Here is a 14,342-nt window from a genome sequence, read left to right as displayed (position 1 = left end):
CAGTGTGAATCAAAAGTGGAGAGCGCCCAGTTCTTGACGAGTTGTAGCAATATCATGTGGAAATTGCGAACCATTCCCATTGGGTAAAGTGTGACCCAAAGCCTGTAAATCTGCTTCCACCATCAGAGCAACTAGTTCTTTAAAAGTTACTGACGGTTTCCAGCCTAACTTCTGCTGTGCCTTGGTAGGATCGCCAATCAGCAAGTCTACTTCAGATGGACGAAGATACCGTTCATCAAACTCTACATAATCTTGCCAATTAAGATTCACATAACCAAATGCCAGTTCCAGAAACTCCTTCACTGAATGAGTTTCACCGGTAGCAATTACGTAATCGTCTGGCTGCTCTTGCTGCAACATCAGCCACATTGCTCTAACGTAATCCTTCGCATAGCCCCAATCTCGCTTGGCGTCAAGATTACCCATGAAGATTTTTTTCTGCTTCCCTGCAACAATTCTGGCTACTGCTCTAGTAATTTTGCGGGTAACAAAGGTTTCACCTCGTCGTGGCGATTCATGGTTGAAAAGGATGCCATTACAAGCAAATAAACCATAAGATTCGCGATAGTTTATTGTTTGCCAGTGGGCGTAAACTTTAGCACAAGCGTAAGGACTGCGGGGATAAAATGGTGTTGTCTCGCTTTGAGGTACTGCTTGTACCAAACCATACATTTCCGAAGAACCCGCTTGATAAAACCGCACTTGAATTCCAGTACGTCCTTGATAGTCCCGAATTGCTTCTAATAAACGCAGTGTTCCCATTCCTACTGCATCCACCGTGTATTCTGGTGAATCAAAGCTAACTCTGACATGGGATTGAGCGCCCAGGTTGTAAATTTCTGTTGGCTGAACTTCTTCTAAAATACGGCGCAGCGTTGTACCATCCGTCAAGTCACCGTAGTGAAGAAACAACCGCACACCTTCTTTATGAGGATCTTCGTAGATGTGATCAATGCGGTCTGTATTGAAGGTAGAAGTTCGGCGAATTATGCCATGAACTTCATAACCTTGCTCTAGCAAAAACTCACTCAGATATGAACCATCTTGACCGGTAATACCAGTAATCAACGCTCGCTTCTGTTGCGTCATGCTCAATTATCCCTTGTTGTCTTCGATAAAAAAGTTACAGTCAATCTGATACAACCTAGCAGTTAATTGCTAAATTGCCTAATGGGAAACATACGAGTTCTAGTTGATATCAGAACTTTACGTAAATAAATATACTTAATCAAAAGTACTTTAACAAGTAATCCTTACCCAAGTTAAATAAAGATTCTTTAGAGATTGTGTATAATTTTTTAATCTTTGCCGAAACTTTATACAGCTTGGGTTTTTGTGAAGGCTGAATAAATTGGTATTTAGATTGACCAGAGGTTATTTTGTTACTAGAAGAAAGACTTATGTGTATTTAAAAGGAAAACACGTACGTAAATAGACTTGTGTCTCAGCTCAGTTGCTAAATAATCATTATCCTTTGGGGCATTAACTGCCCCACAAAATCACCCTAAGTAGTTTCTCAGTATGCTCCGTTATTTTTGGGCATAATGACCACATCGATGGTTTTCAAGATAATCCATAAATCGAGCCAAAGATTCCTAAATTTGACATAATGCAGGTCTATTTGGACTCTCCGAGGATATGGAATATCATTACGCCCAGACACTTGCCACAAGCCAGTGATTCCCGGACGAATTGTCAAAATCTCTTCGATGTGACAACCGTATTTTGGTAGTTCTTCCGCTACTAAGGGTCTTGGGCCGACAACACTCATATCCCCTTTTAAAACGTTCCAGAACTGAGGAAATTCGTCTAAGCTAGTAATTCGCAAAAATCGACCAATTTTTGTAATTCTGGGATCTTGCTTGAGCTTAAAACTGGTTTCAAATTCTTGCCGCAGTTGAGGGGATGTTTCCATCATTTGTATGAGAACTTCATCGGCATTGCTCACCATTGTGCGGAATTTAATACAATTAAAGCGTTTGTAGTTTTTGCCGACCCGTTCCTGGACGTAAAAAATCGGGCCTTCTGAGCTTAAAGCAATTAGCAAGGCCAAGATTAAATAAATGGGGAGGAACAAAATCAACACCAACAACGAAAACACTATATCGAACAGTCGCTTGGCAAACTCTCCGTTTAAACCCTGAAAAGACAAACCTTTGGGTTTAACCCTAGGCGTCTTAGTTTTTTGACCACGTTTTAAGAAAGTACGCGATCGCTTGCCGGAGAGGAGTGAGCTCTGGGCAGTCATCATACTCCTTAACAATCCACACCACACATAGTCCCAATCTTAAAGCCAAAAGGAGGTGCTTCTGGAGGTAAATTGCCAAAAGCCTACAAAACAAATAAACAAATCTAGACCATCACTCCCAGGAAGGTCTTTTTGCGTTGCACTTTTCTAAAAAATCTAGGTAGCGTTCTGCAAAGATTTGTGGCGAAAACTGCGCGGCGTGCGATTGTATATACTCAGGATTGAACAAACCCTTATGCATTTCAAACTTTTCCACTGCTGCAACTAAAGCTTCCTCTGTTTGCTTTCTGAAAAATATACCAGTTCCTGTATCCCCACAGGAACGAATATCTCGCACAGTTTCTAGAGCACCTCCTGCACCATAAGCAATCACTGGAGTTCCACAAGCTTGCGCCTCTACTAGGGCAATGCCAAAATCTTCACAAGCTGCATATACAAACGCCTGGGCATTAGCCATATATTTTTTTACCACATTATCGGGTTGCCATCCTAGTATTTGAATATTAGGATTTGCTATCTTGCGAATTTGGTTCATTTCATCTCCTGTACCAATTACGATCAATGGTCGTTTTAGTTGATTAAAAGCTTTGACAATCAAAGATACTTGTTTGTAACTCACTAGCCGGGAAACTATGAGGTAAAAATCCTCTTTCTGAGATGAAAATGGAAATTCCTCAACATTCACTGGTGGGTAGATGACTGTTGCTTCTCGCCGATAGCAACGCCAAATCCGACGAGATGTATACTGGGAATTGGCAATAAAGTAATCAACGCGATTCGCACTTAATACATCCCATTGGCGCAAACGATGCAATAAGTATCGCGTTACCCACCCAGGTAAACCACTACCCAGTTTACTGTGGCGCAGATAATCAAAAGTCAAGTCCCAGGCGTAGCGCATAGGGCTGTGACAGTAGCAAATATGCAACTGCTCAGAAGTGGTGAGGATTCCTTTAGCAACAGCATGGGATGAAGACAGAATTACGTCATACTGCCGCAAATCCAGTTGTTCAATCGCCAACGGCCACAAAGGCAAATATTTTTGTACACCTTTGCGGGCGTAGGGAAAGTGTTGGAGAAACGTCTTACCAATCTGACGCTTATATAAATAACTTTCAGGATTACTGGATTCAAAGTCGATGAGGGCATACAAATCAGCATTGATGTGATTCAAGATTTCCCGTACAACGAGTTCTGAACCGCCGGTGGCTTTAGGCGTTAGCCACTCATGAACCAAAGCATATTTCAAGGGCACAGCTAACTTGAATAGATGGAAAACACTTAGGTAATTTATGAGGTTAACTGAAAAGTTTCCCGTTGTGATTAGTGAATGGGAAGCGCCCCAGATTAACTCTCAGACGTAATCCTCCCCTTAGAGGTTCCAGAGGGATCTGTAACCTGATAACCTCAAATTAGGGCATAGGGGAGCCACTGCGGTCTCGGGGAAAGGGGTAATGGGGAAAGGGAAAAAATATCCTCTTCCCCTTTAACCTTTTCCCCTCTTAAGTGTCCCCAATCCTTAGTACCCCTGACAACTGATAATAGGAACTGGGAATTTATGCGAATTCTGATTATGGGTGGCACTCGGTTCATTGGTGTCTACCTGACTCAATTACTAGTGGAACAAGGACACGAGGTGGTACTGTTCAATCGTGGCAATCGTCCAGCACCTTCCTTGCCAGGAGTAGGACAAATCACAGGCGATCGCACTGACGCAACTCAACTAAAGGAAAAGTTATCACAAGAAAACTTTGATGTCATTTTTGACAATAACGGACGGGAACTTACTGATACTCAACCACTAGCAGAAATTTTTCAAGAGCGCGTACAACATTTTGTATATATGAGTTCTGCGGGAGTATATCTAAAATCTGATCAATTACCCCATGTAGAAGGCGATACCGTCGATCCTAAAAGCCGTCATCGAGGCAAACATGAAACAGAAGCTTATTTAACGCAATTGGGATTACCCTTTACCTCCATTCGTCCTACCTACATTTATGGGCCCCGTAATTATAATGAGTTAGAAAGCTGGTTTTTTGACAGAATTGTGCGCGATCGCCCAATTCCTATTCCTGCTAATGGATTACATATTACTCAGCTAGGTCATGTGAAAGACTTGGCGAAGGCAATGACTCAAGTTTTGGACAATGAACGAGCAGTTGGACAGATTTACAACGTCTCCGGCGATCGCTTTGTCACTTTTGATGGTTTAGCCCGTGCCTGTGCTATTGCTGCTGGCAAATCACCTGATGCTGTGAAAATTGTCCACTATGATCCGAAAAAGTTTGATTTCGGCAAGCGCAAAGCTTTTCCAATGCGCGTACAGCATTTCTTTGCTTCGGTAAATAAAGCCATTACAGAATTGGGTTGGCAACCAGAGTATGACTTGATTTCTGGGTTACAAGACTCATTGGAGAATGATTATTTGGCTTCTGGGCGAGATCAGACTGATGTGGATTTCTCTGTGGATAAAGAGATTTTGCAAGCTTTGTAAGCCATACATAATCAGGGCACAACTAACAATATTGTGCCCCTAATGATGCGAGTATCGCACCCTCATAACTCATTGGGATTAATGCCCAACTCTCGTAGTTGTGTCGTTAATTGCTCAATCCTTTGGTTTTTCTCTTCTAGTGGAGTAGGAACCCAATTCCCAGCCGCATCGTACCAGCGTAGCCACAATCGCTCAATCCCTTGGTAAGAACCTTGCCACAGTCCTAAGCCCAGTTGCAAACCAGGCATCCATACCCGTGGTGTACTTAAGTTCAACTCGCTGTAACGGTCTGCAACCAGTTGGAATGCTTGTAGTTTGTCAGTGTAGCGGTCAAACACAATGTAGTAAGGAACCCGCAAAATCCGCTCATAAACTTCCCACTTCGTCGGCGGTTGGTTAATTTCCCGTAGGGTTTGTCCTAAATCTTCTTTTTCAGTCCCAGGAGACAGTAGTTCTATCGCAACAAAGGGAGCAACTCCTTCTTGCCAAATGACATAACTTAGACGCAAGTTCTGCTGTTCGTAAAGACGCGAAACTCCTACAGCAGCAAACCAGTCTGGGCGTTTGTACCACAGTGTATGCTGAGGGTCGTAATAGAGGTTTAAGTCACTGGCAACAAATACTTGGTCTGGTGGATAGTTGGGTGGAAAAAACGTTTCTTCCAACAGACGAGGTTGCCAAAGATGAAACTGATCGGGCAAGCCTGGCTCCTTGGGATCTTCACTTGGAAGATCATACATGGTAGGTAGGACTTCTTTGGCAGGACGAGGAGGATCTGTTTGATACATAAAAGTTAAAAGTTCAAAGAAAGATTTTTTCTTATACCTGCGGAAGACGCGATCGCTCGTGTCTTTATTTTTTACTGTAGAGTGATTGTGTTATTTTCCTCTGTATTGCTCAAATCACAAGGTTTTTCTAACTATTGAATCTAGCAATCCCAGTTGATTGGTGAAGAACACCTGTTGACCTGTTGTTAATGAATTGTGTAAATGTCACTAAAATTATTATCTGTTAATAAAATGACCGAGATTTTACAATATCCACTCCATAATGTTTTAGAAGCGCGTGCTCGTTTGGGTGAAGTCCCCATTTGGGATGCAACCCAGAAGTTGCTTTACTGGGTCGATATCTATAACCATCGGGTGCATCAATTCCATCCTGCCACAGGAAATAATACCTTTTTTGATGTGGGGGATGTGGTAGGAGCGATCGCCATAGCAGGTAAAAATCGATTGATTATGGCGCTGCGTCATCACCTAGCTTTCCTCAACACTCAGACAGGTGTAGTAACTCCTATCCTTGAAATTGAAGCAGATTTGCCGGATAACCGTTTCAACGATGGGAAATGCGACTCTCAAGGTCGTTTTTGGTTCGGCTCAATGCATTCTTTGGAACAACCGCAGGCTAGCCTTTATCGCTATGACCCGGATGGCTCTTTACATGTAATGGAAACAGGATTAACTATCTCTAATGGTTTGGGATGGAGTCCTGATCAAAAGACATTTTACTTGACCGATTCTCCCCAGCAAAAGATATATGCTTATGATTTTAATTTAGCAACGGGCAGTATAAGCGATCGCCGTATTTTTGTTGATTTAACTGGTGAGTCTTTTTATCCCGATGGGTTAACGATAGACAGTCAAGGACATATCTGGTCAGCGATGTGGGATGGTTGGTGTGTAATTCGTTTCAATCCTCAAGGTGAGGAGATATTGCGGATCAAGCTACCTGTACAGTTGCCAACAAGCTGCACCTTTGGAGGCGAGGATTTGCAGACGCTTTACATTACCACAGCCTCAGTTGGACTCAGCCAAGCGGAAATCGAAAAAAGTTTCTACTCTGGTGATGTGTTTGCTCTCCAAACTGATGTTACTGGATTGCCTGCCTATAATTTTAAATAATTAAATCAATGGAGCTAGCTAAGTCAGATATTGCTCCAATAGTATTTATTTACCAGTCCAAACTCAATATTCTATTCTTGCCCAATTTTCTAAATTAATACCCTGAACTCTGAGCAAGTCAGAGTCATTAGAAACTAAAATTAAACCGCGTGCGATCGCTGTAGCCGCTATCAATATATCTTGTTCTTGTATCATCAAACCTCTGCGTTGTAAATTCACATGAATTTCGCAGGCTCTCTCAATAATTTCTATATCATTCAAGAATAAAATTTCATACTTTCTATAAAACTGATTAAATTCTGCTAACTGCCTCGTAGCATTTGCATACAAAAGCCCTCTTTTAACTTCATAATAAGTTATGCAACTAATAAACACTTCTTGTCCCGAACGATTAGCATCCCGTAGTTTCCTACCAACAGTTGCATTTCTCCTCAAAATGTAACTAACAACATTTGTATCTAATAAATAAGTCACTTGATCTATTTTCGTTTTACTGCTTCATCGTACATTTTGATTTGCTCTGGCGTCAAATCATTTAACGTACCAGAAACAGCCTCTAAGACAAGAATCTTATCAATTCTACGTGTTAGTTCATGCTCGGTAATAGCTCTCATTTCTTCAGCAGAGAACTGCCCAAATAGTTCTACTAACATTTCTATCATTTCTCGTTGGTTTAACTTGAGTTGATATAAACTATTACCTTCAATCAACTTCTCAACAATTGGTGAGATCCGGTTAAAGAGTTCTTGATGATAATTAGCAACTTCTGGCATGATTTTCTCTGATTAATCAACTAATTACCCCAATTATAAACAATCCTCCTTAACGAACCTCTGCGTTAAAAAAAGAGTGGACTTTTCAGCCCACCCTACAAAATAAGAGAATATTCCGTTGCTATTAACCCAACAATTGTTTTGCCTTAGCTAACACATTATCAACGCTAAAGCCAAACTTCTCTAGACAAACACCGCCTGGAGCCGAAGCACCAAAGCGATCAATACTAACAGTGTCGCCTTCAATACCTATATATTTGTGCCAACCAAAACTAGCGGCAGCTTCTACAGACAGGCGCTTGGTGACAGCTTTAGGTAGAATAGACTCTTTATAAGCTGCATCCTGTGCATCAAACAAATCAGTCGAGGGCATGGAGACGACACGAACTTTCTTACCCTCAGCCGTGAGTTTCTCAGCTGCGTTGACACAGAGGCTCAATTCTGAACCAGTGCCAATTAGGATGATATCAGGCGTACCTTGGCTATCCACTACTGTGTAGCCACCCTTTGCTACGCCTTCAATCGACGTACCTGCCAAGTTCGGGACATTTTGACGAGTGAACGCTAACAATGTAGGAGCGTTTTGTTTCGCCTTCTCAATTGCTACTTTGTAAGCGCCAGAAGATTCGTTTCCGTCTGCGGGGCGAATTACCGTTAAATTGGGAATGGCTCGCAGGGAAGCTAGCGTTTCAATCGGTTGGTGTGTCGGGCCATCTTCACCTTGCCCAATGGAGTCGTGGGTCATTACCCAAATCACGCCGGCTTGAGACAAGGCGGATAAGCGGATAGCAGCACGCATGTAATCTGTGAAGATCAAAAAGGTAGCACCGTAGGGAATTAATCCCGAACTATGGAGCGCTATACCATTACAGATTGCGCCCATTCCGTGTTCCCGTACACCAAAGTGGATGTTGGGGTTTTGGTACTGCCCCTTTTGGAAGTCGCCTTTGCCCTTGACTTCGGTAAGGTTGGAGTGGGTTAAGTCAGCCGAACCACCAATTAACTCAGGTAAAACCGTCGCTAGTTTATTGAGACAGGTTTCCGAGTGTTTACGGGTGGGTAGTCCTTTGTCTTCGGGGGTGTAAGTGGGTAGTACTTTATCCCAACCGTCGGGGAGTTTGCCGCTAATGTAACGTTCAAATTCAGCCGCTTCTTGGGGATATTTCGCTTTGTAGTCGCTAAATGTCTTGTTCCACTCAGTTTCGTAGTCTGCGCCGCGCTCTACTGCTTTATGCATGTGGTTGAGTGCGTCTTGTGGAATTACAAAAGGCTCATGTTCCCACTTTAGTTCTTTGCGAGTCAAGGCAACTTCGTCCGTACCCAGAGCAGCGCCGTGTACACCAGCAGTATTTTGCTTGTTGGGTGAACCGTAACCAATGGTGGTTGTTACCTTAATCATGGTTGGTTTATCAGTAACGGCTTTTGCTTCGGCGATCGCCTTTTCAATTGCCGCCAAGTCTGTGTTGCCATCTTTGACATGCAGAACGTGCCAACCATAAGCTTCAAACCGCTTGGAAACATCTTCAGTGAATGCCACATCTGTGGAACCATCAATGGAGATATGGTTGTCGTCGTACAGAGCGATGAGTTTGCCTAATCCCAAGTGTCCCGCGAAAGAAGCAGCTTCACCGGAAACTCCTTCCATGTTGCAACCATCACCTAAAATTACGTAGGTGTAGTGATCAACAATTTTAGCATCGGGTTTGTTGAATTTTGCGGCAAGGTGTGCTTCCGCCATTGCCAAACCGACTCCATTAGCAATTCCTTGACCTAGTGGGCCTGTAGTGACTTCTACACCTGGGGTCATGAAGTTTTCGGGGTGTCCGGGGGTTTTGGATTCCCACTGACGGAATTGCTTAATATCTTCAATCGATACGCTGTCGAAGCCTGTCAAGTAGAGCAGGGCATACTGCAACATGGAGCCATGACCGGCAGACAAGACAAAGCGATCGCGGTTAAACCATTTGGGATTTTTGGGGTTAAATCGCATAAAGCGATCCCAAAGTACAAAAGCCATCGGAGCCGCGCCCATCGGCAGTCCTGGGTGTCCCGATTTTGCCTTTTCTACGGCATCAATAGCCAAGAAGCGAATCGAGTTAATACAAAGTTCTTCGAGGGAAAGTTCTTTGAGGGATTGGGTTGCAACAGTCATAATCTCTTGTTTTTAACGACGGGTTAGCACTCTTCGAGCTTCTCTCTTGCTGGGGCTTTAACAGTTGACAGTTAACAGTTAACAGTTAATAGTTATCAGTCCATAAACCTGGTTGCTGAATTACTAATAACTGAACACTGATTGAAATTCCCCTACAGTATCCTCATCATCCCATTCCCGATTGTTGATGGACAAGCGGGATCTTCTGAGTTTCTGGTGATAAATCAAGCTGATAATTGGGTCATGCTGAACGCTTAGCTCCGAGCGGATTGATATCTATGATACTTTTCACACTGACACTTCAGTAGAGCCGACTAGCGGCAAAATTGAGAATTTTAGAGGTATTTCTTAAAGGCTAGTGTGACATTATGACCACCAAACCCAAAAGAGTTAGATAATGCCACCTCGACTTTTTGAGAGCGGCTATAGCTTGGCACGTAATCTAAATCGCACTCTATATCGGGATTTTCTAAATTAATTGTTGGTGGAATTTTGTCATTGGCGATTGCTAGTACTGTTGCGACTGCTTCAATACCTCCAGAACCGCCTAACAGATGACCTGTCATCGATTTTGTGGAGCTAATTGCCACTTTATAAGCATGTTCTCCCAAGGCTTTTTTAATTGCAGCGGTTTCATTTGTATCATTAGCCGCAGTACTAGTACCGTGGGCATTGATATAGCTTACCATCTCTGGAGTTAGTTCTCCGTCTTTGAGTGCCAATTGTATGGCTCTGGCGGCTCCTAATCCCCCTGGTATTGGAGAGGTTATATGGTAAGCATCACAGGTCATAGCATAACCGACTATTTCGGCATAAATTCGAGCGCCGCGACTGAGGGCATATTGTAGTTCTTCTAGAATTAAAATTCCTGAACCTTCACCGAGGATAAATCCATCGCGATCGCGGTCAAAAGGACGACAAGCGTGAGCGGGGTCATCATTACGAGTCGAAAGTGCTCGTGCTGCTGCAAACCCAGCTACCGACAATGGTGTTACAGCCGCCTCTGTCCCGCCGCAAATCATCGCCTGGGCATATCCTCTTTGAATCAGGCGAAAAGCATCCCCTATGGCATTGGAGCCAGCAGCGCAAGCAGTTACAGGGCAGGAATTTGGGCCTTTAGCACCAACGTGAATTGCTGTTAATCCTGCTGCCATATTGGCGATCATCATCGGTATCATGAATGGACTACAGCGGTCAGGCCCACGATTGAGGTAAATAGTTTGTTGGTCTTCTAATACCTTAAGACCGCCAATGCCAGAACCAATCATGACACCTATCTGTTCTGCATTTAGGTCATCAATCACTAAATGCGCGTTGGAAATAGCCTGTTTTGCCGCCGCAACCCCAAATTGGGCAAATCGATCCATGCGCTTGGCTTCTTTACGCTCCAAGTAATCATGTGGATCAAAGTTTTTCACCTCACCAGCAATGCGGCAATCATGGTGAGACGCATCAAAAGCAGTGATGTAGTCTATGCCATTACGTCCACTCAACAATCCTTCCCAATATTCTGTTGGTGTATTACCAATAGGTGTAATCGCGCCAACACCAGTTACAACAACGCGTTTACGTTTATAGTCTGTCATGATTCAGTTAAAGGTGGCGAAAAAGCAGCAGTCAGAAAAACAAATAGTGCTAAGTTTTGATTACTAAAGAGGCATTTTGTCGGCTGATCTTGCGAGTATGAAAAGCCAGTCCTGCAAATAGAAGTTGGGAGATCCCGAAATTCTGATTTTCGCAAGCCGCCGCACCTTGCAAAATCTTGCTATAAACTTCTCTTTGCCCACGGAATTCGTTCTTCAACGAACTGCCTTGAGAACCTATCCACGTAGTGGCTTCCTAGAAGCGTCCGAAAGATTTTCCTTACTTGAAGACCTAGTTTGATGGAGAGGCAGTACTTTGCTCTCGCCTTTGAGAGTTGTAGTAACTGCCGTTGGCCCCTACTTGTAAATACCCAGAGGGCGGCTGTTTTGCGGGGTAGCTAAGTAGCCTTTTCCCGAATTAGGCGGTTGGCTCCTCAGTATTCGGGACTCAAAACTTGTTTAAGCTGATGCGGTAACTTTGTTGTTGATGTAGTCCACTGCGTCTTGAACCGATAAAATCTTTTCGGCAGCTTCATCGGGAATTTCAAGTTCAAATTCTTCTTCCAAAGCCATTACTAATTCAACAAGATCCAGAGAGTCTGCGTGTAGATCGTCGGTAAATTTAGCTTCTGGAACAACAGCCTCAGGCTCCACTTCCAGTTGCTCGACAATTACTTCCTTAACTCTTTCAAGAATTTCTGCTTGGCTCATAGATATAAAGTCCTTACCTGGTTGCTATAATTACGCTCTTTATGGGCGATATTGTTTTGAGCATATACATCTTATCGGAAAGCGCGATCGCCCGCATACTACCGAAGAGTTTTCCTACAGAAAACCCAGCCCGTTTCTTTGAAGAACGGAGAGTGTTTATGTCTCTATATATTAGTAAGGAATGCTGTGCGTTTCCATACACCGCGTAAATAATTCTATTTTCCGATTTTTGCTAATTTTTTTCTGATGTTCTATTTAAAATCCATCACTTTGACAGTAATGAGCAGTCTGAATTGCAGTTTGCCGCAGTTATTAGAACTTCAGTACTAACAAAAGATGCTAAAACAGTTATTGTGTAGGGCAGTTGCCCTAACCCAAATATACTTTTATGCTATCTCAAACACTTAAATACGCTTACTTCCCAGGGTGTGTTGCCCAAGGGGCATGTCGGGAGCTTTACCAGTCAACCCAAGCTTTAACCCAAGCACTGGGTATCGAACTGGTTGAATTGAAAAAAGCTGCTTGTTGTGGTTCAGGAACCTTTAAAGAAGATTCTCAACTGCTGGAAGATACTGTTAACGCGAGAAATATTGCCTTAGCAGAAGAATTAAATTTACCTTTACTTACCCATTGCAGTACTTGTCAGGGTGTAATTGGTCATGTCAATGAACGCTTAAAAGAATGCCAAACAACCAACTCCGCCTACATTCAACAAGTTAATGGTTTACTGAATCAAGAAGGCTGTTTGCCTTATCGTGGTAGTACGGAAGTAAAGCATTTACTCTATGCCTTAGTGACAGATTACGGTTTGGAAGAAATTACCAAACGTGTCACCCGTAAGTTGACTGGACTAAAATGTGCGGCTTTTTATGGTTGCTATCTTCTCCGCGCTCAAAAGTCTATGCCTTACGATGACCCTTTCCAACCGGAAGCAATGGAAAATATGTTTCGGGCAGTAGGTGCAACACCAATTTATTATCGAGGTCGTACACAATGTTGTGGCTGGCCCCTTTCTAGCTATGCCACTACCCAATCTTTCAAGATGGCAGGGATGCATATTCAAGATGCTTTGGCATCTGGTGCTGACTGTATAGTCACTCCCTGTCCTTTGTGTCACTTGAATTTAGATTCTCGTCAGCCAGAAGTGGAAAAAGTGATCGGGCGAAAGCTAGGTTTGCCTGTATTGCATTTACCCCAGTTAATTGCTTTAGCACTTGGGGTTAGCCCAGAAGAACTGGGTTTAGCACGCCACATTGTGTCTACTCGGTCGGTGTTGGAGAAATTGGGCTTTTAATTAAGGGTCAAGGGTTAAAAGAGTTTTAACTGTTGACTGTTGACTGTTGACTAAACCCTCACTTTTGTCCTAGTTGGCGTTGCAATTGTTTCAGCGATTCATACATCTCTGGTAGGCGGTTAGAAATAGCACATACCTTGAGATACAGTTTATGGGGAATTGCTGGCATACCGGAGACAACTTCTCCTGGTGCAACATCGCTATGAATTCCAGCTTTAGCGGATGCGATCGCCCCATCGCCCATTTTCACTTGATTGGAAATTCCTACTTGTCCAGCCAAAATTACCCGATTTCCTAGTTTCGCACCTCCCGCCATCGCCGCTTGACCTGCAATAGCACAGCCAAATCCTATTTGGCAACCGTGTCCTATTTGTACTAAGTTGTCAATTACTGTACTGCGACCAATCCGTGTTTCGCCAACAGATGGACGGTCTATGGCGCTGTTGCTTCCTACTTCTACGTTATCTTCTAAGATGGTAAAGCCAGATTGTTCCATCTTGAACCAACCTGTGCGAGTAGGAACAAAGCCAAAGCCTTCTGCACCAATGACAGCACCACTGTGAATTACGCAGTCTACACCAATGCGGGTACGTTCGTGGATAGTACAGTTAGCGTGTAAGGTGGTGCGATCGCCTATTTTGGCGTCTGGATAAATCACTACATTGGGATGAATGATTACACCATCACCAATTTCCACTCCTGGCTGAATCACAACATGGGGGCCAATGTAAACATTGCTACCAATTTTTGCTGTAGAGTCAATCACAGCAGTGGGATGAATTTCTGGTTTTGGGCGATATGGTTGGTAAAAAAGAGCGATCGCTTTGGCAAACAATAGTCGCGGATCTGGGGTTGCTATCCAGACGATACCGCGTTCCTGAGCTTGCATCTGTAATTTTTCGTCCTGAGGCAAAATTAAAGCACTAGCGTTTGTTTTGCCAACAAAAGAGGCAAATTTAGATCCCTCAATATAGCTGAGAGTACCGCTAGTAGCTTCATCAAGGGCTGCTACCCCCGTAATTTCTGGGTTATGGTCTGGGTTAACACTAAGGCTATGGACGGTGACGGCGTTGCCGAATTGACTTAAAATTTCGCTAAATTTCATTATTAGGTATTGGTATTTTAAATAATCGAACCGCAAAGAAAGCAGAAGAGACGCGATTAATCGCGTCTGTACACGATT

The 14,342-nt window shown here is 43.3% G+C and carries 13 protein-coding genes; 3 read left to right on the top strand and 10 right to left on the bottom strand.

Annotated features, from left to right (window positions below):
- Nucleotides 1–9 precede the first annotated feature (9 nt).
- The 3 genes from gmd to FNW02_RS10560 all read right to left on the bottom strand — a co-directional run bounded on the left by gmd (nucleotide 10) and on the right by FNW02_RS10560 (nucleotide 3,503).
- On the bottom strand, nucleotides 10–1,089 hold the full coding sequence (gene gmd / locus FNW02_RS10570) for a GDP-mannose 4,6-dehydratase (protein WP_191757502.1): 1,080 nt from the start codon (nucleotides 1,087–1,089) through the stop codon (nucleotides 10–12).
- 427 nt (nucleotides 1,090–1,516) lie between these two features.
- Nucleotides 1,517–2,248 (bottom strand): undecaprenyl-phosphate galactose phosphotransferase family protein, encoded by a 732-nt coding sequence (locus tag FNW02_RS10565; RefSeq protein WP_191757625.1) that lies wholly within the window; start codon nucleotides 2,246–2,248, stop codon nucleotides 1,517–1,519.
- A 112-nt stretch (nucleotides 2,249–2,360) separates the two neighbouring features.
- The gene (locus FNW02_RS10560) at nucleotides 2,361–3,503 is read right to left on the bottom strand and encodes a glycosyltransferase (protein ID WP_191757501.1); all 1,143 of its coding nucleotides are present in this window, start codon (nucleotides 3,501–3,503) and stop codon (nucleotides 2,361–2,363) included.
- Nucleotides 3,504–3,806: 303 nt separating this feature from the next.
- Between FNW02_RS10560 and FNW02_RS10555 the strand changes: the two genes are divergently transcribed.
- Nucleotides 3,807–4,745: an NAD-dependent epimerase/dehydratase family protein gene (locus FNW02_RS10555; RefSeq protein WP_191757500.1), complete on the top strand. Its 939-nt coding sequence runs from the start codon at nucleotides 3,807–3,809 to the stop codon at nucleotides 4,743–4,745.
- 62 nt (nucleotides 4,746–4,807) lie between these two features.
- Here FNW02_RS10555 and FNW02_RS10550 read toward each other — a convergent pair whose 3' ends face one another.
- On the bottom strand, nucleotides 4,808–5,533 hold the full coding sequence (locus FNW02_RS10550; RefSeq protein ID WP_191757499.1) for a Uma2 family endonuclease: 726 nt from the start codon (nucleotides 5,531–5,533) through the stop codon (nucleotides 4,808–4,810).
- A gap of 231 nt (nucleotides 5,534–5,764) precedes the next feature.
- Here FNW02_RS10550 and FNW02_RS10545 point away from each other — a divergent pair, with 231 nt between their 5' ends.
- Nucleotides 5,765–6,646, top strand: coding sequence for an SMP-30/gluconolactonase/LRE family protein (locus FNW02_RS10545; RefSeq protein ID WP_191757498.1), 882 nt, complete (start codon nucleotides 5,765–5,767; stop codon nucleotides 6,644–6,646).
- Between the two features lie 63 nt (nucleotides 6,647–6,709).
- Here FNW02_RS10545 and FNW02_RS10540 read toward each other — a convergent pair whose 3' ends face one another.
- The 5 genes from FNW02_RS10540 to FNW02_RS10515 form a co-directional block, all read right to left on the bottom strand.
- Nucleotides 6,710–7,120 (bottom strand): PIN domain-containing protein, encoded by a 411-nt coding sequence (locus tag FNW02_RS10540; RefSeq protein ID WP_191757497.1) that lies wholly within the window; start codon nucleotides 7,118–7,120, stop codon nucleotides 6,710–6,712.
- A 5-nt stretch (nucleotides 7,121–7,125) separates the two neighbouring features.
- Nucleotides 7,126–7,419, bottom strand: a complete 294-nt coding sequence (locus tag FNW02_RS10535) for a hypothetical protein (protein WP_191757496.1) — start codon at nucleotides 7,417–7,419, stop codon at nucleotides 7,126–7,128.
- Nucleotides 7,420–7,543: 124 nt separating this feature from the next.
- Nucleotides 7,544–9,571: a transketolase gene (gene tkt / locus FNW02_RS10530; RefSeq protein WP_191757495.1), complete on the bottom strand. Its 2,028-nt coding sequence runs from the start codon at nucleotides 9,569–9,571 to the stop codon at nucleotides 7,544–7,546.
- A 335-nt stretch (nucleotides 9,572–9,906) separates the two neighbouring features.
- Nucleotides 9,907–11,157, bottom strand: coding sequence for a beta-ketoacyl-ACP synthase II (gene fabF, locus FNW02_RS10525; protein WP_191757494.1), 1,251 nt, complete (start codon nucleotides 11,155–11,157; stop codon nucleotides 9,907–9,909).
- 456 nt (nucleotides 11,158–11,613) lie between these two features.
- On the bottom strand, nucleotides 11,614–11,865 hold the full coding sequence (locus FNW02_RS10515) for an acyl carrier protein (RefSeq protein WP_191757492.1): 252 nt from the start codon (nucleotides 11,863–11,865) through the stop codon (nucleotides 11,614–11,616).
- Between the two features lie 388 nt (nucleotides 11,866–12,253).
- Here FNW02_RS10515 and FNW02_RS10510 point away from each other — a divergent pair, with 388 nt between their 5' ends.
- Entirely contained in the window at nucleotides 12,254–13,159 is a 906-nt protein-coding gene (locus FNW02_RS10510; protein WP_191757491.1) for a CoB--CoM heterodisulfide reductase iron-sulfur subunit B family protein, read from the top strand.
- A gap of 58 nt (nucleotides 13,160–13,217) precedes the next feature.
- Here the strand turns inward: FNW02_RS10510 and lpxD are convergent, their stop codons facing one another.
- Nucleotides 13,218–14,264, bottom strand: a complete 1,047-nt coding sequence (gene lpxD / locus FNW02_RS10505; RefSeq protein ID WP_191757490.1) for a UDP-3-O-(3-hydroxymyristoyl)glucosamine N-acyltransferase — start codon at nucleotides 14,262–14,264, stop codon at nucleotides 13,218–13,220.
- Nucleotides 14,265–14,342 lie beyond the last annotated feature (78 nt).

Source organism: Komarekiella delphini-convector SJRDD-AB1 (genome assembly GCF_014831675.1).
Taxonomy (GTDB): domain Bacteria; phylum Cyanobacteriota; class Cyanobacteriia; order Cyanobacteriales; family Nostocaceae; genus Komarekiella.
Note: the sequence above shows the minus strand (reverse complement) of the source record. Positions and strands in the feature narration are given on the sequence as shown.